Source organism: Glycomyces niveus (genome assembly GCF_017592475.1).
Taxonomy (GTDB): Bacteria; Actinomycetota; Actinomycetes; order Mycobacteriales; family Micromonosporaceae; genus Glycomyces; species Glycomyces niveus.
This window is the reverse complement of record NZ_JAGFNP010000004.1, coordinates 373292-390770: the sequence shown is the minus strand read 5'-3', so window position 1 is coordinate 390770 and position 17479 is coordinate 373292. Positions and strand designations below refer to the sequence as shown.

Genomic DNA, 17479 nt, shown 5'->3' with positions numbered 1-17479 from the left:
ACTGGGGTTACCGTTCCCGAGCTGGGTATGCTTCACCGATACCCGCACGTCAAGGTCCACAGGGACGAAACCATCGACTGCAAGGAGACCCCGTGCCGCTCCCTAAACTGACTCCGGAACAGCGCGCCGCAGCCCTTGAGAAGGCCGCCGCGGCCCGCAAGGCCCGCGCCGAGCTCAAGGAGAAGCTGAAGTCGGGCGAGACCACCCTGGAAGCGGTCCTCAAGTCCGCTGCCACCGACGACATCTCGGGCAAGATGAAGGTCTCGGCCGTGCTGAAGGCCCTCCCCGGCATCGGCGACAAGCGCGCCACCCAGATCATGGAGAAGCTCAAGATCGCCGACTCCCGTCGGCTGCGCGGCCTCGGCGAGCACCAGCGCGCCGCGCTTCTGGATGAATTCAAGGGCGACCAGGCCTAAGTTCGGGTAGTTGTAGTCGCGTGAGCATCGATCGTCACCACGCAGTCCTGGCCCAGCGCCTCACGGTGCTGTCCGGCCCGTCCGGAGTGGGCAAGGGCAGCGTCAAGGCCCTCATCCAGGAGTACTACCCGTGGGTCTGGCTCTCCGTGAGCTGCACGACCCGCAAGCCGCGTCCTGGTGAGGTCGACGGCGCCGACTACCACTTCGTGTCGACCGAGCAGTTCGAGTCGATGATCGCCGCGGGGGAGTTCCTTGAGTGGGCCTCCTACGCGGGGAACCTCTACGGAACCCCCCGCGGCCCGGTCGAGGAGCGCCTGCGCGCCGGACTCCCGGCGCTGCTGGAGATCGAACTGCAGGGCGCCCGCCAGGTCCGCCGGGCCATGCACGACGCCCAACTGGTGTTCCTGGCGCCGCCGTCGTGGGACGAACTCGTCCGCCGCCTCACCGGGCGCGGGACCGAGGACGAGGCCACGATCGCGCGCCGCCTGGACGCCGCCCGCGAAGAGCTCGCCGCGGAGACCGAGTTCGATCACACAGTCACCAATGTGTCGATCGAGCAGGCGGCCGCCGAGCTGGTAGAGTTGCTCAGTTCTCCGGCTGTAGTCAAGACCGGAGCCCGCTAGCCCGGCATCCCGGAGCCAGCAGCAACAAGCAAGTCGCACACGAAGGATTACACGTGTCAGGGACTGTCGCCGACCCGGTCGGCATCACCAACCCGCCGATCGACGACCTGCTCAAGAAGAGCCAGTCGAAGTACCAGCTGGTCATCTACTCGGCCAAGCGCGCGCGCCAGATCAACGCGTACTACTCGCAGCTGGGCGAAGGCCTGCTCGAGTACGTGGGCCCGCTCGTCGAGACCACGCCCGAGGAGAAGCCGCTGTCGATCGCCATGCGCGAGCTCGACAAGGGCCTGCTCGAGACGAAGGCGTTCGACGACACCGAGGCTTAGCCGACACCGAGTGTCAATCGGCGTAAGCTTCGCGCGTGAACATCGTCCTGGGCGTGTCGGGCGGCATCGCCGCCTACAAAGCCTGCATCCTGCTCCGCCTCCTCAAAGAGTCGGGCCACGACGTCCACGTCGTACCCACTGAGGCGGCACTCAAGTTCGTCGGTGAAGCCACCTGGGAGGCCCTTTCGGGCCACCCGGTGGCTTCCGGCGTCTTCTCCGACGTCTCGGAGGTCAAGCACGTGCGGCTCGGCCGCCAGGCCGACCTCGTCGTGGTCGCCCCGGCCACCGCCGACCTCCTGGCGCGGGCCGCGCACGGCCGCGCCGACGACCTCCTCACCAGCACCCTGCTGACCGCGGCCTGCCCCGTCGTGTTCGCCCCGGCGATGCACACGGAGATGTGGGAGCACGCGGCCACCCGCGCCAACGTCGCCGCCCTGCGCGAGCGCGGAGCGCATGTCGTGGAACCTGACTCGGGCCGCCTTACCGGCGCCGACACCGGCCCCGGGCGCCTCCCCGAACCCGAGTCGCTCTTCGCCCTCATCAAGGGCTTCCTCCCGCACCCGTCGCCCCACCCGCCGGCGCCGCTTCGCGACGCCTCTCCCCGAACCGGAGTGAACGCTCTACCATTCACCCGCAAGCGAGACCTGGTGGGCCGCAAGGTCCTCGTCACCGCCGGCGGCACCCGCGAGCCGATCGACCCGGTGCGGTTCATCGGCAACCACTCCTCGGGCAGGCAGGGCATCGCCCTCGCCGCGGCCGCCGCCGCGCGCGGCGCGGAGGTGCACCTCATCGCCGCGCACATCGACGCGCCGCTGCCGGCCGGGATCAGCGTCGAGCGCGTCTCGACCACCGCCGACCTGTACGAGGCGACCGTGAAGGCCGCGGCCGAGGCCGACGCCGCCGTGCTCGCGGCCGCGCCCGCCGACTTCACGCCCAAGGAGTCCTCGGACCGCAAGATCAAGCGCAAGGGCGACCTCGACCTGGCGCTGACCTCGACCCCGGACATCGCCGCCGCAGTGGGCCGCGAGAAACGCCCCGACCAGGTGCTCGTCGTCTTCGCCGCCGAGACCCACGACGGACGCGAGCACGCGATGCGCAAGCGCGAGGCCAAAGGCGCCGATCTCGTCGTCCTCAACGACGTCTCCGGCGGGGCCGTGTTCGGCGCCTCGGAGAACTCGGTCACCGTGTTCGACGAACGTGGCGAAGTCGACGTCCGCGAGCACGCCTCGAAGGAGGCCGTGGCCGACGCCATCTGGGATGCCGTCTCCTCACGTCTCCCGCTGAGTGGACGCGATTGACACCGCGTGGCCGCCGCGTGCCGACTTGGTGGGAAGATCTTCACCGCATAGACTTGTGAGCTGCGAAGTCAGTCGAAATGCGCCGCATTGGCGGTGTGGAAGTGTTGAGGAGTGCCGTGGCACGTCGCCTGTTCACCTCCGAGTCGGTCACTGAGGGCCACCCGGACAAGATCGCCGACCAGATCTCCGACGGGATCCTGGACGCCCTGCTGGGCGAGGACCCCGCGAGCCGGGTTGCGGTCGAAACCCTCATCACCACCGGTCAGGTGCACGTGGCGGGCGAAGTCACGACGCACGCGTACGCGGACATCCCGCGCATCGTGCGCGAGACGATCCTGCGGATCGGCTACGACTCCTCGAAGAAGGGCTTCGACGGCGCCTCGTGCGGCGTGAACGTCTCGATCGGCGGGCAGAGCCCCGACATCGCCCAAGGCGTCGACAAGGCCTGGGAGTCCCGCGTGGACGGGACCGAGATCGACGAGCTCGACATCCAGGGCGCGGGCGACCAGGGCCTCATGTTCGGCTTCGCGTGCCGTGAGACCCCTGAGCTGATGCCGCTGCCGATCGCCTTGGCGCACCGGCTCTCCCAGCGGCTCACCGAGGTCCGCAAGGACGGCACCGTCCCTTACCTGCGTCCTGACGGCAAGACCCAGGTCACCATCGAGTACGACGGCAACAAGCCCGTCCGCCTCGACACCGTCGTCGTCTCGAGCCAGCACGCGCCCGACATCTCGCTCGACTCGCTCCTGGCACCCGATGTCGCCGAGCATGTGATCGCGCCGGTCGTCTCGGGTCTCGACCTCGACACCGCCGACTACAAGCTCCTGGTGAACCCGACCGGCCGCTTCGAGATCGGCGGCCCGATGGGCGACGCCGGCCTCACCGGCCGCAAGATCATCGTCGACACGTACGGCGGCTACGCCCGCCACGGCGGCGGCGCGTTCTCCGGCAAGGACCCGTCGAAGGTCGACCGCTCCGCCGCGTACGCCGCGCGCTGGGTCGCGAAGAACGTGGTGGCCGCCGGGCTCGCCGAGCGCTGCGAGGTCCAGGTCGCCTACGCGATCGGCAAGGCCAAGCCCGTCAGCGTCGCCGTCGACGCGCAGGGCACCGAGACTGTGGACCCCGCGCGCATCGAGCGCGCCGTGCTCGAGGTCTTCGACCTGCGCCCGGCCGCGATCATCCGCGACCTCAACCTCATCCGCCCGGTCTACTCCAAGACCGCCGCCTACGGCCACTTCGGCCGCGAGCTCCCCGAGTTCACCTGGGAGGCGACCGACCGCGCCGCGGCCCTCAAAGAGGCCGTGAACTAAGCGCCGAAGCAAGTGACCGGGCGGCCCCGCGTGTCGGGGCCGCCCGGTATTTTTATTCGATGGACGAGTCCCCGGCACGATACGCAGCGGTCTGCGTAGACCACCCGTTGCCGCAGCTCAACCAGCTTTTCGACTACCGGGTGCCGGTCGAGCTCATGGACGAGGTGCGTCCGGGCTGCAGGGTCGCGGTGCGCTTCAGCGGGCGCAAGCTCAAGGCCACCGTGATGGAGCTGCGCGACCGCACGGACTTCCCCGGGAAGATCCTGCCGGTGCTCGAAGTCGTGCCGCCCGGGCCGGTGCTCACCGCCGAAGTGGCCGAGGCGGCGAAGCGCGTCGCGGACCGCTACGCGGGCAACCTCGCCGACGTGCTGCGTCTCGCGCTGCCCGAGCGGAAGCTGCGGGTCGAGAAGGAGGCCCCGGCGGAGGCGCTGCCCGTGGAGGTGCCGGACCAGACTCTTTGGGATAGATATATCGCTGGCGAGGCATTCCTTCGCGCGTTGCGCGAAGGCAAGCAGGCCCGCATCGTCTGGAACGCGATCCCCGGCGAGGACTGGGCGATCCGCCTCGCCGAAGCGGCCGCCACCACTGCCGCCGCCGGGCGCGGGGCGCTGCTCGTGGTCCCCGATCAGTACGACCTGGAACGGCTCGACGCGGCCCTGGCCTCGGTGCTCGGACCGGACCGGCACGTGACCGTCTCCAGTGCGATGGGCCCGACCCCGCGCTACCGGTCCTTCCTGAAAGCCCTGCGCGGCGAGGTGCGCATCGTCGCGGGCACGCAGGTCGCGATGCTCGCCCCCGTGGAGCACCTTGGGCTGGTCGCCGTCTGGGACGACGGCGACAAGAACCTCATCAGCCTCCACGCCCCGCACCCGCACGCACGAGACGTGCTGCTGACCCGCGCCGAACTGGCCGGGGCCGCCTGCGTCGTCGGCGGCTTCTCGCGGACGCCGCAGGCGCAGCTCCTGGTCGAGACCGGCTGGGCCGTCTCGGCCGCGGGGGAGCGCGACGCCCTCCGCGCCGCCGCACCGCGGGTCGTGCCCATCGGCGACGACGCCGACCTCGCCGCCGACCCGTCGAGTTCCACCGCCCGGTTGCCAACGGTCGCTTGGGAAGCCGCCCGCAGCGCCCTGAACGCCGACCTGCCTGTGCTGCTCCAGGTGCCCCGCCGCGGCTATGTGCCGGCGGTGTCCTGCCAGCGGTGCCGCACCCGCGCGCTGTGCCCCGACTGCACTGGGCCGCTTCGGCTCACGGGTCCGCGCCGCCCGCCGGTGTGCACGTGGTGCGGCCGCGTGGACGAGCACTACCGCTGCAAGGAATGCGGATCGACGCGGATCAGGGCGGTCGTGATCGGTGCGGCGCGCACCGCCGAAGAGCTCGCGAGCGCGTTCCCGGGCGTCGAGGTGGTCGAGTCGAACGCGTCGGAGCGGCTGGGCGCGATCGGAGAGGGGCGGCGCATCGTCGTCTCCACTCCGGGCGTGGAACCGACGGCGCCGCAAGGCTACGGCGCGGTGCTGCTGCTGGACACGTGGGCGCAGCTGACGCGGGCGGAGTTGACCGCTTCGGAAGAGGCGCTTCGGATCTGGATGAACGCGGTGGCCTTGTGCGCGCCCACGGGCACGGCCGTGGTCACGGCCGACGGCGGGCTGCCGGTGGTGCAGGCCCTGATCCGCTGGGACCCGGGCTGGTTCGCGCGCCTGGAACTCGAAGAGCGCGCGGAGCTGGGCTTCCCGCCGGTGATGAAGTTCGCCGCGTTGACGGGGCCGAACGGCGAGGCGGAGAAGATCGCGGCGAACCTCCCCGCCGACCTGGGCGCGGAGGTGATCGGGCCGATCCCGGTCGACGAGCACACGGAGCGGCTGCTGCTGCGCGTGCGGCGCCGGGACGGGGCCGCCCTCGCGAGCGTGCTCGCGAAGGCGGCGGCCGAGCGGGCGAGCGCGAAGGCCGAACAGGTGCGGATCCAGATCGACCCGCGCGAGATCGCTTGAGCCCGAACCGGGTCAGTAGTAGTAGTCGGTGGTGCCGACGCTGAGCACCAGGATGATGCGGAGCGCGATCCAGCCGACCGCGATCCAGCCGAGGACGATCCCGGCGGTCGCCATGCCGGCGCCGGCCTGGCCGGTCTCCTCGATCTGGCGCCGGGCGACGTTGCCGAAGATGATGCCGAGGAACCCGAAGCAGAGGCAGAGTCCGACGATGCCCACGACCAGCGCCGCGACGGCGAAGCCGTTGGTGCCGGGCTTCGGAGGGTAGTAGTACGGCCCGGGCGGGTACGGCGACGGCGGCGCGAAGTAGCCGGGCGCGCCGTCGGCGGTGGCGCCGGACGACGGTTCCGCGGGGTACGGGCTGTAAGCCGGACTGTCCGGAGTGGATTCGGGAGGTGAGGCGTCCGACCCGGACGAGGAGTTCGGTGCCGGTTCGGGGGCGGGGTCTGCGGGGCGGGATTCGTTATCGGACATGGCAGGTCCTTCACGTCAGGGGACCTTCATTGTCGCAGGATCCGGCCGGGAGGGGTCCCCGCCGCCGGTCGCGAGGCGCGGCTATTCGGCCTCGCCGCGGCGCAGCCGGGCGCGCAGGCCGTGCCAGGATTCGCGGAGGCGCTGGCGGAACAGGTAGGCGAGGCCGAGGACGATGAGGACGAACGGGATCGCGATCGGCAGGACCGTGGTGAAGCCGAGGAGCACGATGAGCGCTTCGACGCCGATGAACGACGCGACGCCCATGTAGCCGACCACGGTGAACGCCTGCGCGCGGTACACGAGGGCGGCGACGGCGCGGCGGACGCGGCCGGGCCGCACGTCGGTCATCGTTCATGTATACCAGCGGGTCTCGGCCCGGAGGGTTCAGCGAGGTCCGCCTTGCGCCCGTTTGCCGAGCAGTTCGGCAACCTCGGCGCGGCCGTAGGTGCCGATCTCGTCGTGAAGGCGCAGGGCCCTGGCCCAGTGGGTGCGGGCGTCCGCTTCGCTGCCCTGGGCCGCGATCGCGTTGCCGAGGCCGTGGTTGGCGCGGGCCTCCTCGTACGGGTCGGGGGCGGCTTCGGCGAGGTCGAGGGCTTCGCGGTGGAGGCGCTCGGCGGTGTCGGGGTCGCCGATCACGTTGAAGGTGAACCCGGTGTTGTTGAGCACTTCGAGGCGCAGTTCGACGCTGGTGACGGCGGCGGTCGCGTCGAGGGCCTGCCGGGCGAGGGTCTTGGCCTCGTCGTGGAGGCCCTGGTGGGCGCGGGCATAGGCGAGGCGGCTGCGGATGAACGCCTGGCCGAGGTCGTCGCCGGAGTCGCGGTAGGCGTGGAGGGCCTCGTCGAGGAGTTCGGCGGCGGTGCCGGGGTCGTGGTCGCGCAGGCGCAGGCGGGCGAGTCCGGCGAGGGCGGCGCCGAGGTTCTGGTTCCAGCCGCGGTCGGCGAAGGCCTTGACGGAGTGTTCGAAGCCGTTGCGGGCGTTCTCGTTGTCGCCGACGAGGAGGTCGATGTGGGCGAGGTCGTCGACGGCGTTGGCCTCGCGGACGGCGTCGCCGAGCTCGCGGAAGCCTTCGGCGACCTCCATGGCGCATTGGCGGGCTTCGGCGAGGCGCCAGCGCTGGCTGTGGCACCAGCCGAGGGCGGCGAGGGCGATGAGCTCGCGTTCGCGGTCGCCGAGTTCGGCGGCGAGGGCGCGGGAGGCGGCGAGGTGGTGTTCGGCGTCGTCGAGGGCGCCGATGGCGCGGTGGGTGCTGCCGATCTGGTAGCGGACGGCGGCTTCGTGGCGGCGGTCGCCGCTGGCCCGGTCGGCGGTGAGGGCGAGGTCGAGGCATGCGAGTGCTTCGGTGCGCAGGCCGCGGAGGTACTGGTAGCGCCAGAGGGCGGAGGCGAGGCGGCTGGTGTGGCGGTGGTGGCCGCCCGCGGCGGCGTGGCGGATGGTCTCGGTGAGGGCGCTGTGGCGGGCGTCGAGCCAGGTGAGGGCGTCTTCGGCGGCGGCGAATGCCGCTGGGGGAACGGCGGTCTCGGGGGTCTCCTCGGGTTCGAGTCCGAAGAGGACAGGCCAGGAGGCGGCGACGGAGGCGAGGTGCCAGTCGTAGAGGCGCTCGAGGGCGGCGTCGCGGTCGGGGAGGGCCGCGGCCTGTTCGCGGGCGTAGGCGCGGACGAGGTCGTGGACGTTCCAGCGGCCGTCGTCGACGGTGGCGGCGAGGTGGACTTCGGCGAGGCGGCGGAGTGCGGCGGCGGCTTCGGCGGGGGTGGTGCCGGTGAGGGCGGCGATGCCGGCGGGTTCGAACTCGGTGGCGGGGTGGAGGCCGATGGCGGCGAGGGTGTCGCGTTCGGCGGGGGCGAGGTGGTCGCGGGTGAGGTCGAGGCAGGAGCGGAGGCCGGCGGCTTCGTCGCCGGGGAGGTCGAGGTTGGCGAGGGGCGCGGTGGCGATGCGGTCGCGGAGTTCGCCGAGGGGCTGTTCGGGGTGGGCGAGGGTCTGGCAGGCGGCGAGCCGGAGGGCGAGGGGGAGGTCGCCGCAGGCGGCGGCGAGGCCGCGGGCGGCGGCGGGGTCGGTGGCGATGCGGTCGCGGCCGATCATGGCGCCGAGGAGGTCCATGGATTCGTCGCGGGCGAGGGGGTTGAGGCGGAGGTGGGGGGTGCCGTGGGTCGCGGTGAGTCCGAAGAGGACGGTGCGGGCGGTGATGAGGGCGGCGGAGCCTCCGCTGCCGGGAAGGAGGTCGCGCAGCTGCTCGGGGCTGCGGGCGTTGTCGAGGACGACGAGGACGCGGCGGTGGCTCAGGAGGGAGCGGTACATGGCGGCGCGTTCGTCGGCGTCGGCGGGGATCTCGTCCGCGTCGGTGCCGAGGGCGGCCAGGAAGCGCTGCAGGACCGGGGCGGGCGCGAGGGGGTCGGCGCCGGAGAAGCCGCGGAGGTCGACGTAGAGCTGCCCGTCGGGGTAGTCGTCGAGGGCGCGGTGGGCCCAGTGGAGGACGAGTGCGGTCTTGCCGATCCCGGCTGGTCCGGCGATGACGACGGAACGGGGCGCGCCCTCGCGAGTGTGCTCGCCGATGAGGCGCAGTTCCCGTTCGCGGCCGGTGAAGGCGTGCGGGGCGGGCGGGAGCTGGCGGGGGACCTGACCCGTGTCGGCGACGTCGCCGGCGGCGATCCGGGAGCACTGGGCGAGCCAGGCGTCGACGGTCGCCTCGTCGCCGCCGCAGGCGCGCACGAGGGCGGCGACGACTTCGGAGCGGGGGAGGGAGTCGCGGTTGAGGACGGCGGCGAGCGTGGAGGTGGGGAGCCAGTCGCCGTGGTCGCGGGCGCGGCGGCTGACTTCGCGGATGCTCAGCCCCGAGCCGGCGCGCAGCTCGCGGAGGAGGGCGACCATCTGGGGCGCGGAGCCGGCGGTGGAGGGGTCAAGGCCATTGGGGAAATGACGCACGTCACCGAGTCTACCGAGGCGCACCGGTCCCGTCCGCCCCCGTCCGGGACGTTCCGGGACACCGCAACCGTTGCGGCCCATGGCGATGCGGTGGTCCACTGGAAGCGTCCCAACGCGCTGTCTCCGCGCGGCGGCGACCTCTCAGGAAACCCGGGCCGGCCCGTGCTGTCGACGGTCCGAACCCCCGGCCGCTCCCGCTGCCCCCTTTTGCGGGAGCGGCCGGGGTTCCCGCGGTCCTCAGCGGGCCGGGGCCTCGGCCGTCGCCCGGGCGAGGTCGCGCACCAGCCCGAGGTCGACCTTCGCGGGGCCGGCGAACCGCAGGCAACCCTTGCCCATGTCGCGGCCCTCCAGGCGCTCGGCGAACGCCTCGCGCACGTCCGCGCGCATGAGGTAGAACGACAGGTAGCGCTTCTGGGACGCGAAAGCGATCTCGATCCCCGCAGCCGTGCCGTCGCGCGAGAAACCGGGCATCCCGTACACCATGAGCTCGGTGAACCCCGGCATCGCCGCCCGGCAGGCGTCCCTGATCGCGCGCACCGCCGCCCGGCGCTCCTCCGGGAGCTCCGCCAAGTACCCGTCCACCGTCGCCGCCTCGCTGCGCACCATGCCCGCACCGTAGCGCCGATCCGGGCCGAAGCGATGAGTTTCGGCGCGCCGCCTCGTCTCAACTGGTGCAATCGGCTTATATCGGATCCGCTCGGAAGGACGAACCGCCATGCAGAAGATCGTCACCAACATCTGGTACCAGGACAACGCCGCCGAAGAGGCCGTCGAGTGGTACCTCACCCTCTTCGACGACGCCAAGGTCACCAGCACCGTCCCGTACGTCGAGGACGCCCACGGCAAGGTCGGCGACGCCATGGTCGTCAACTTCGACCTCGCCGGGCAGTCGTTCACCGCCATCAACGGCGACGACTCCGCCAAGCACGACCACGCCATGTCGCTGCTCATCAACTGCGACTCCCAGGACGAGGTCGACCGCCTCTGGGACGCGTTCCTCGCCAACGGCGGCAGCGAGATCCAGTGCGGCTGGATCGCCGACAAGTGGGGCGTCAACTGGCAGGTCTGGCCCACCCAGGCCGACCAGTACCTGGGCGGCCCCGACAAGGAGGCGGCCGTGCGCGCCGTCAACGCCATGTACGCGATGAAGAAGATCGACCTGCAAGGCCTCAAGGACGCCTACGAAGGCCAATAGCACCCGCACGGGCAGGCCCGGTCCCCCGCGCGGGGGACCGGGGCCCCTCACCGGGGGGACGACGCCGGGCCGCCGCGCCTGGCAGGCTCGACCCGTGAACCGCCGCTGGCACAATGGCCCCATGCGCCTCCTCGCCCCGATCCGGTCCCGGGCCACCTACCGCGGCTGGGTCTGGATGATCCTGGGCGGCGCGCTCATGATGCCCTTCATGATGGTCGGCGCGATCGGCCGCAACTTCCTCGAACCCGAGAGCGGCTTCGACGGCATCCTCGAACCCGCCGTGTTCGCCGCCGTCCTCCCGCTCGTCGCCGCCACTTCGCTGCTTCTGCCCGACCGCGAGGTCGAGCGCACCGCCGCCCGCCGCCTCCTCGGCGCCGAGTTCGCCTCGCCCGCCGACGACACCACCTGGAACTCGCGCTGGCGCACCGGCTGCTGGTTCACCCTCCACGCCGCGGTCGGCGGCGTCGTCAGCGGCATCACCCTCGCGCTCGTCCCGTTCGCGGCCTACCTGCTCTACTACGGCGCCCTCACCGCCTTCTCCGGCCGCGGCGCGGTGCCCGGCTACTTCGACGGCCCGGTATCCGACTGGGGTCTGCTCACCGGCCCCCTGCTGCTCATCGCCCTCGTCCTCGTCGTCGCGGGCGCCACCGCCGCCATGAAGGCCCTCGCGCCGCTGCTCCTGGGCCAGGGCGCGAACGACCGGCTCGCCGCCTCCCGCGCCGAGGCCGCCCGGCTCGCCGCGCGCAACCGCATCGCCCGCGAACTCCACGACTCGGTCGGCCACGCCCTCTCCGTGGTCGTCGTCCAGTCCGAGGCCGCCTCCCGGCTCATCGCCCGCGACCCCGCGTTCGCCGCCGAGGCCATGGCCGCCGTCGGCGAGACCGCCCGCGGCGCCCTCGCCGAACTCGACGCCGTGATCGGGGCGCTCCGCGAGGACCGCGACGACGCGCGCGCCCCGCAGCGCGACCTCGCCGACCTCGCGTCCCTCACCGCCGAGTCCGGCGTCGACGTCGACCTCCGTGTCACGGGCGACCCCGGGACCCTGGGTCGCCTCGCCTCCCGCGAGGCCTACCGGATCGTCCAGGAGGCCCTGACGAACGTGCTGCGCCACGCCGACGAGCCGCGCGCCCGTGTCCAGGTGGACATCGGCGCGGCCGAGACCGCCGTGACCGTGACCAGCCCCGCCGCGCGCCGCCCGCGCGGGCGGCCCGGCGGCAGGGGCCTCATCGGCATGGCCGAACGCGCCGCCGTCCTCGGCGGCACCGCCGAGACCGCTTGGACGGCAGGGGAGTGGACCGTCCGCGCCGCCGTACCGACCGACACGAAGGGCCGGGAATGACCGCACCGCTGCGCATCGCGCTGATCGACGACGAGGCCCTGATCCGCACCGGCTTCGCCGCGATCATCGGCGCCGAACCCGACCTCGAGGTCGTCGCCCAGGGCGCCGACGGGATCGACGCGGTCGCCATCGCCCGCTCCGGCAAGGCCGACGTCCTCCTCATGGACGTCCGAATGCCTACAGTGGACGGCATCCAGGCGACCGAGCGGATCGTCGCCGAGATGGCCGCGCCGCCGAAGATCCTCGTCGTCACCACCTTCGACAACGACGACTACGTGTGGCAGGCGCTCCGCGCCGGCGCCGACGGGTTCCTGCTCAAGCGCACCCGCGTCGAAGACCTGCTCGTCGCCGTCCGCCTCGTCGCCCGCACCGACGCGCTCCTGTTCCCCGAGGCCGTCCGCCGCCTCGCCGCGGCCGCGCCGGCCCGCAAGGCCCCCAAGGGCATCGGCGATCTCAGCGACCGCGAACGGGAAGTCCTCGTGCTCGCCGCCCGGGGCCTGTCGAACCAGGAGATCGCCGCCGAGCTCTACCTCGGCCGCGAGACCGTCAAGACCCACCTCAGCGGCGTCTACGCCAAGCTCGGCGTCCGCGACCGCACCCAGGCCGTCATCGCCGCCTACGAGGGCGGCCTCGTCTGAACGGCGGCGTCCGGCCCCTCGGGACCGGACGCCCCCTCATGCGGTGAACGCCGTGGCCTCCCCGGGGTCGGCGCCCTCGACGGTGAACCCCTCGGCGATGAGGACCGTGCCGACCGCGCTCTGGTCGGCCGTCGGCGGCGCGGACAGGTCGGCCAGGTCGGACTCCGTGGTCGCGAGGCCCGCGGTCGTCTCCTCCTCGGCCTCGCCGCCGCTCGCCGCGACCGCGGTCAGCGCGGACTCCATGCCGTGCAGCGTCCCCCGCAGGTACTGGAGGTTCCGCCACGTGGCGGCGTGGAACTCCAGGTACTGGCCCGCCGCGTTCTCGGCCGCGCCCGGCGCGGTCCCGAACGCCGGGGCCCGGCTCAGCGTCCCGGTGCCCAGCACCGGGATCACCTGGTTCTCGAGGGCGTCGAGCAGTTCCAGCAGGAACAGCCGGTACTCCTCGATCGCTTCGGGGTCGAACACCCGCTCCTGTGCCATCGCGCGGTCTCCTCGCTAGTTGTACGGGTCGTCGCCGGGCTTCACGTAGCCCCAGGCGAAATCGGTCTCGCGGAAGGTCAAGTCCTCGTCCTCCGCTTCTTCGTCCTCTTCGGACTGCTTCTTGCGCTGCTCGGCCGCCGCCCGCTGTTGCTGCGGCGCTCCGGCGACCATCGCCGTCCGTGACCCGCCCGCGCCGCCGCCCGCACCAGCGGACGGTGCCGCCGCCGATCCGGGCGCGGTGAACGCCCCCGGCACCGTCGAACCGAAGCCCCCGCCCATCGGCGCCCCGCCGCCAGGAGCCGCGCCGCCCCCGGGCACGGACCCGAACCCGCCGCCGCCCATGCCGCCGCCGAACCCGCTCGCGAGACCGCCCGAGACGTCCTCGGCCGCAGTGGGCGTCGACTCCCAAGGGTCCGTTGCGGTCTCGGCATCGACCGGCGCCGTCGAGCCGTCGCCGCCGGGCGGCACCGGAGTCGGGTCCTGCGTCGTCTGCGGCGCCACCGGCGGCGCCGGCTGCTCCATCGCGGGCGACCCCAAGTCCATATAGGAGGTATCCGCGCTGTCCGGGTACGGCCGGTCCGAACCGGGCGTGGTCAGCGACCCCAGCTGCTCGCTCTGGCCCGAGCGCTTCTCGCCGATCGACTCGTCGATCGCTGCCTGCCGCTCGGTGTACGCCGCCAGTTCCGCAGCGATGCGTGACCCGAAGCTCGACTTCGCCTCCTCGCCCGCCGCCGCCCGCGCCTCCGAGACCACCGCGCCGACCACAGTCGAGGTCGCCTCGCCCGCCTTCTGCTCGATGAACGACCGCACTTCCGCCGCCAGCGCCGGATCGGCCCCGCCCAGCTCGAGCGCCCTCTCGGCCTCCTCGCAGGTCATCTGGATGCAGTCGCCGTGCCACCACGCGGGTCGCACGTGGATCGCGACGAGGTTCGTCCACTCGCCGTCCGCGCCGACCAGCGGTGCGGGGTAGGGGATCTCGCCGGAGTCGCCGCCCTGGAGGGTGTAGATCGCCTCTTCGCGGTGCTTGAGCTCCTGCGCGGCCGCCTCCACGTCGTCGAGGATGCCTTCGAGCAGGGCGCGGGCCTGGTCGGTCTGGTCGGCGAACGCGTCGAAGTCGGTTCCGGCCCAGCCAGTCGACAACGCGGTGAGCTGCGTCTTGAGCCTCGCGGGCCAGTCGCCGATGACGGCCGCGACCTCGTCGTTCCAGCCGGTCCGCAGCCGCTGCAGGGAGAACGAGTCGGGGTCGATGGGGCGCACCGCGCTCACCGCCGCCCGGAAGTCGTCCTCGGTCGGGTACGACATGCCCTCGCAGAACGGCTTGAACCGCCCCAGCTGGCCCTCGACCGGGACCGCCGACGCCAGCTGCTCCCAGTCGGTCTCGGCCGGGTGCGCGACCGGGTGCGGGCACGCGCCGGCCGTGCAGCCGGCGCGCTCGGCCTCGGGCGTCTCGAGGTCGGCGGTGTCGCCGAACGCGATCGTGGAGCTCGCGGTCGCCGTCTCCATCTCGGTGTACGGCACCGGTTCGTACGCTGTGGTCTCGAGCGGTGCCTCTTCGTAGACGAGGCCCGCGTCGCCAAAGGCGATCGAGTCCGACGATCCTGCGTCGAATTGGGTGACGAACTCGGACCCCGCGTCGCCGCCGGGGGCCGAGCCCTCGATCAGTCCTCCGTCGCTCATGCCGGTGCACCTCCCTGGTCTGCTCCTGGTCGCCGCCCCATGGAAGACCGGCCCGCCCCGGAATCGCCATGACTTCGCTCTAGCCGCGACAGGACGGGTCCGTGGCGGCGGGGTGCACATTGCAGGCAGTGCTCATCGAAAGACGTGCCGGATGCGAAGGAGGAGCGCGTGGACGAGGTGTACATGGAAGTGGAGCAGGTGCGCGGCGGCGGCGGCGACCTGCAGACCCTCGCGCCGAAGGCCAAGCTGGCCTCCGACCGCGTGGAGGCGCCCGCCCAGACCGCCGCGTCGAGCAACGCCGGGTTCATCACCGGCGGCGCGGGCGTGCAGTGGCACGGCCGGTTCGACACGGTCACCGCGGGCGTCGAGCGCCGCGTGGACTGGCAGGGCGCGCAGGTGACAACGAGCGCCGACGAGCTCGAGTCCTGCGACATGGAGGTGCGCGGGAAGTTCCGCGCCCTCGAACGCCGCATCCCCGTCCGCCGCGAGCCTTAGGAGGAGCCGTGCCCGCATATGAGGAGGCGCTGGCCGCCGATCCCGCTGCGTTCGTCGACTGCGCGAGCGAGATGAGTGCCGCCGGGACCGATCTGGGCGACCACCGCTCGGAGTACGGCGCGAAGGTCGCCGAGATCAACGGCGGCTGGCAAGACCGGGCGAACACCGCGTTCAACGACGACGTGACGATCGTGGACGAGCATGTGGACCAGGTGGTCTCGCAGGTGGGCGAGGCCGCGGAGGCGCTGGACACGGGCGGTTCGGCGATGGTGTCGCAAGTGGAGCAGTTGAGGGAGGCGGACGCGGCCTACAAGGGCGCGGGGTTCGTCGTGCAGCCCGCGCCGAAGGTCGAGCTGGGGCCGGCCCACTGGGCGGCGATCGCGGCCGCCGGGCCGTTCGGGCCGGTCCTACAGGCGATGTTCCAGGCCCGGGCCGACGAGGGCACGGTGCGGCTGACGACCGGCCTGGCGGTGCTCACCGCGACCGATGCGGTGACCGGGACCGCGCTGACGGCGGCCGCTGAGGCGCTGCAGCCCTTGGAGGACAAGGGACCCGGCGCCACCGACTGCCTGCCGGTGCGGCCCGAGGAGGCCGACGGGAACCTCGAGAACGTGGAGCAGTCGACCGAACGCAAGCAGGGCAAGGACACCGGCGACACCACGGGCAAGGACGAGGACGCCGGCAATGACAAGGACGACGAGGACGAGAAGGACGAGGACGAGGACGGCAAGGAAGACGACAAGAAGGACGACGAGGACCAGGACAAGGACGAGCAGGAGGAGGACCAGCAGCCCGAGGACCCGCGCGCGGACGCCGACCAGCCGCCGAACGAGCCGCCCGGGAACGAGATCCCCGGTTACGAGCCGACCGACCCGGTGCCGGAGGTCCCGGACTTCACGACCGACCCGATCGACCCTCCGACGCCCGACTTCGGCGACCCGTGGAAGCCCGCCGAGCTCGAAGACGCCGAGCTGCCCTCCGGCGGTCTCGCCTCCGGCGGTGGTGGTGGCGGCGGCCTCGGCGGTGGCGGGCTCGGCTCGCCCGACGTCTCGACCGGTGGACCGGGCATGGGCACGGGCATGATGTCGACCGCCGGCGGCGGCACGCCAGCCGTGGCCGCAGGGGCGGGCGGCAGGCCCGGCCTCGGCGGCGGCCTCATGGGCGCGCCTGGCGCGCGCGGCCCGGTGAACCCCGACGAGGAGTTCGAGCGCGAGTCGTTCCTGACCGAGGACCCGGAAGAAGACGTGTGGGGGATCGGCACCGACGAGGGCAACCCTTACGTCGACTACCTGGAGGAGCAGCCGAAGCAGCCCGATCTGCCCCCGCTCCCGCCGATCGACGAGCTGCCCCCGATCTCGCTGCCGGGCTTCGACCTACCGGAGCCCAAGGCCTGAAACCGGGAGCGAACGGCCCGCCGTCCCTCGTGGACGGCGGGCCGTTTCGCGCTGCGGGGGCAGCGGGCTCGAACGGCACCGTCGATCGGTGCAGCGCGATCGCGCGCTCGCACCGCTGAGTGGTCGGGGGACATTCGGCGGCGTCTTCGCTTTCGCCTTATCGCGATGTGGCTTCGAACAGGGCCGAGAGCCGGTCTGAGGCGCGGCGCTGTGCCAGCTCGATCGCGGCCGAGACCGCCGCCGAGAGGGCTTCGTGGTCCGATTCGACCGTGGCGTTGGGGACCAGGAACCGGAAGGCGGTCAGCCGCCCCGCGAAGGTCACTTCGGCCTCGCACAGGTCGTCGTCGGTCGCCTCGCTGGTGAACCGCTCCGGGGAGCGTTCGATCCACTCCCGCAGGTCGGCCGAGCGGGCGTCGGGCTGGGAGCGGGCGAGCAGGTCCGCGGCCGTGCGCTCGGCGCGCATCACCTGTTCGGCGCGGGCCGCTTCGGCTGCGTCCCAAGCGGTCTGCACGGCCTTGGCCACGGCCCGGCTGCTCATGCGGTCGACCGTGGGGCTGAGCGCGAGGGAGCCGAGCCGCCCCGTGTAGTCGAGCCGCAGCCACACCACGCGGCCCGGGTCGGTGCCGTCGAACCCGGCGCTCATCAGCTGCGCGGCCATCGCGCCCGCCTTCGCGGCGGCCTGCTTCGCGTCGTCGAACCGCTCGCGCGTCGGCGCCGCTTCCAAGGCCCGCAGCGCGTTGTCGCGCACCGGCCCCTCAGGCAGCCGCGTCACGGCGGCGTGGGCCGCCCGCAGGCGGTCCTCGTAATCCTCAGGGATAGCGATCCGGTCCATAGGGGACTCCTCCTCTAGCGGTGTCCCCGCATCGTCGCCCCGGCCGCCACGGATCCGCCCTCGAATCGCCATGCCTCAGGGCGG

18 protein-coding genes are annotated in these 17479 nt (G+C 72.5%); 11 read left to right on the top strand and 7 right to left on the bottom strand.

Features of this window, described 5'->3' with window-relative positions; all coding sequences use genetic code 11:
• Window positions 1–92 precede the first annotated feature (92 nt).
• The 6 genes from mihF (at window position 93) to J5V16_RS10175 (ending at window position 5958) form a co-directional block, all read left to right on the top strand.
• Window positions 93–416, top strand: coding sequence for an integration host factor, actinobacterial type (gene mihF / locus J5V16_RS10200; RefSeq protein WP_030156658.1), 324 nt, complete (start codon window positions 93–95; stop codon window positions 414–416).
• A gap of 20 nt (window positions 417–436) precedes the next feature.
• A complete protein-coding gene (gene gmk / locus J5V16_RS10195) occupies window positions 437–1039 on the top strand; it encodes a guanylate kinase (RefSeq protein WP_208496087.1) in 603 nt (200 codons plus the stop codon).
• A gap of 53 nt (window positions 1040–1092) precedes the next feature.
• Window positions 1093–1365, top strand: a complete 273-nt coding sequence (gene rpoZ / locus J5V16_RS10190; RefSeq protein WP_091051042.1) for a DNA-directed RNA polymerase subunit omega — start codon at window positions 1093–1095, stop codon at window positions 1363–1365.
• A gap of 35 nt (window positions 1366–1400) precedes the next feature.
• Entirely contained in the window at window positions 1401–2663 is a 1263-nt protein-coding gene (locus J5V16_RS10185; protein ID WP_208496085.1) for a bifunctional phosphopantothenoylcysteine decarboxylase/phosphopantothenate synthase, read from the top strand.
• 116 nt (window positions 2664–2779) lie between these two features.
• Complete coding sequence (metK, locus tag J5V16_RS10180) at window positions 2780–3973, top strand: methionine adenosyltransferase (RefSeq protein WP_307792914.1); 1194 nt, start codon at window positions 2780–2782, stop codon at window positions 3971–3973.
• A gap of 59 nt (window positions 3974–4032) precedes the next feature.
• Window positions 4033–5958 carry a primosomal protein N' family DNA-binding protein gene (locus J5V16_RS10175; RefSeq protein WP_208496082.1) on the top strand — a complete coding sequence of 642 codons (1926 nt, stop codon included), beginning with the start codon at window positions 4033–4035 and terminating at the stop codon, window positions 5956–5958.
• A 12-nt stretch (window positions 5959–5970) separates the two neighbouring features.
• Here the strand turns inward: J5V16_RS10175 and J5V16_RS10170 are convergent, their stop codons facing one another.
• The 4 genes from J5V16_RS10170 to J5V16_RS10155 form a co-directional block, all read right to left on the bottom strand.
• Window positions 5971–6429: a DUF4190 domain-containing protein gene (locus tag J5V16_RS10170; RefSeq protein WP_208496080.1), complete on the bottom strand. Its 459-nt coding sequence runs from the start codon at window positions 6427–6429 to the stop codon at window positions 5971–5973.
• An 81-nt stretch (window positions 6430–6510) separates the two neighbouring features.
• Window positions 6511–6777, bottom strand: coding sequence for a hypothetical protein (locus J5V16_RS10165; protein WP_208496079.1), 267 nt, complete (start codon window positions 6775–6777; stop codon window positions 6511–6513).
• A 36-nt stretch (window positions 6778–6813) separates the two neighbouring features.
• Window positions 6814–9345, bottom strand: coding sequence for an ATP-binding protein (locus J5V16_RS25020; RefSeq protein ID WP_208496077.1), 2532 nt, complete (start codon window positions 9343–9345; stop codon window positions 6814–6816).
• Between the two features lie 237 nt (window positions 9346–9582).
• Window positions 9583–9951: an iron chaperone gene (locus J5V16_RS10155; RefSeq protein WP_208496076.1), complete on the bottom strand. Its 369-nt coding sequence runs from the start codon at window positions 9949–9951 to the stop codon at window positions 9583–9585.
• A gap of 109 nt (window positions 9952–10060) precedes the next feature.
• Between J5V16_RS10155 and J5V16_RS10150 the strand changes: the two genes are divergently transcribed.
• From J5V16_RS10150 to J5V16_RS10140, 3 genes are all read left to right on the top strand, one after another.
• Window positions 10061–10540, top strand: a complete 480-nt coding sequence (locus J5V16_RS10150; RefSeq protein WP_208496075.1) for a VOC family protein — start codon at window positions 10061–10063, stop codon at window positions 10538–10540.
• Window positions 10541–10661: 121 nt separating this feature from the next.
• A complete protein-coding gene (locus J5V16_RS10145; protein WP_208496074.1) occupies window positions 10662–11879 on the top strand; it encodes a sensor histidine kinase in 1218 nt (405 codons plus the stop codon).
• Complete coding sequence (locus J5V16_RS10140; RefSeq protein ID WP_208496073.1) at window positions 11876–12517, top strand: response regulator transcription factor; 642 nt, start codon at window positions 11876–11878, stop codon at window positions 12515–12517. The genes J5V16_RS10145 and J5V16_RS10140 overlap by 4 nt, the downstream gene beginning before the upstream one ends.
• A gap of 36 nt (window positions 12518–12553) precedes the next feature.
• Here the strand turns inward: J5V16_RS10140 and J5V16_RS10135 are convergent, their stop codons facing one another.
• The gene (locus tag J5V16_RS10135; RefSeq protein WP_208496072.1) at window positions 12554–12997 is read right to left on the bottom strand and encodes a hypothetical protein; all 444 of its coding nucleotides are present in this window, start codon (window positions 12995–12997) and stop codon (window positions 12554–12556) included.
• Between the two features lie 15 nt (window positions 12998–13012).
• Window positions 13013–14674: a hypothetical protein gene (locus J5V16_RS10130; RefSeq protein ID WP_208496071.1), complete on the bottom strand. Its 1662-nt coding sequence runs from the start codon at window positions 14672–14674 to the stop codon at window positions 13013–13015.
• 168 nt (window positions 14675–14842) lie between these two features.
• On the opposite strand from J5V16_RS10130, the gene J5V16_RS25465 reads away from it, so the two are divergent.
• Window positions 14843–15169 (top strand): hypothetical protein, encoded by a 327-nt coding sequence (locus J5V16_RS25465; RefSeq protein ID WP_208496070.1) that lies wholly within the window; start codon window positions 14843–14845, stop codon window positions 15167–15169.
• Window positions 15170–15177: 8 nt separating this feature from the next.
• On the top strand, window positions 15178–16563 hold the full coding sequence (locus J5V16_RS25015) for a WXG100 family type VII secretion target (RefSeq protein WP_208496069.1): 1386 nt from the start codon (window positions 15178–15180) through the stop codon (window positions 16561–16563).
• Between the two features lie 157 nt (window positions 16564–16720).
• Here J5V16_RS25015 and J5V16_RS10115 read toward each other — a convergent pair whose 3' ends face one another.
• A complete protein-coding gene (locus J5V16_RS10115; RefSeq protein WP_208496068.1) occupies window positions 16721–17395 on the bottom strand; it encodes a hypothetical protein in 675 nt (224 codons plus the stop codon).
• Window positions 17396–17479 lie beyond the last annotated feature (84 nt).

What these genes read in the sequence shown, in the direction of transcription:
- J5V16_RS10155 (WP_208496076.1), bottom strand. Translation starts at nt 9,951, where the DNA reads ATGGTGCGCAGCGAGGCGGCGACGGTGGACGGGTACTTGGCGGAGCTC.
- J5V16_RS10135 (WP_208496072.1), bottom strand. Translation starts at nt 12,997, where the DNA reads ATGGCACAGGAGCGGGTGTTCGACCCCGAAGCGATCGAGGAGTACCGG.
- J5V16_RS10115 (WP_208496068.1), bottom strand. Translation starts at nt 17,395, where the DNA reads ATGGACCGGATCGCTATCCCTGAGGATTACGAGGACCGCCTGCGGGCG.
- J5V16_RS10145 (WP_208496074.1), top strand. Translation starts at nt 10,662, where the DNA reads ATGCGCCTCCTCGCCCCGATCCGGTCCCGGGCCACCTACCGCGGCTGG.
- J5V16_RS10130 (WP_208496071.1), bottom strand. Translation starts at nt 14,674, where the DNA reads ATGAGCGACGGAGGACTGATCGAGGGCTCGGCCCCCGGCGGCGACGCG.
- J5V16_RS10165 (WP_208496079.1), bottom strand. Translation starts at nt 6,777, where the DNA reads ATGACCGACGTGCGGCCCGGCCGCGTCCGCCGCGCCGTCGCCGCCCTC.
- J5V16_RS10170 (WP_208496080.1), bottom strand. Translation starts at nt 6,429, where the DNA reads ATGTCCGATAACGAATCCCGCCCCGCAGACCCCGCCCCCGAACCGGCA.
- J5V16_RS10140 (WP_208496073.1), top strand. Translation starts at nt 11,876, where the DNA reads ATGACCGCACCGCTGCGCATCGCGCTGATCGACGACGAGGCCCTGATC.
- J5V16_RS10175 (WP_208496082.1), top strand. Translation starts at nt 4,033, where the DNA reads ATGGACGAGTCCCCGGCACGATACGCAGCGGTCTGCGTAGACCACCCG.
- J5V16_RS10150 (WP_208496075.1), top strand. Translation starts at nt 10,061, where the DNA reads ATGCAGAAGATCGTCACCAACATCTGGTACCAGGACAACGCCGCCGAA.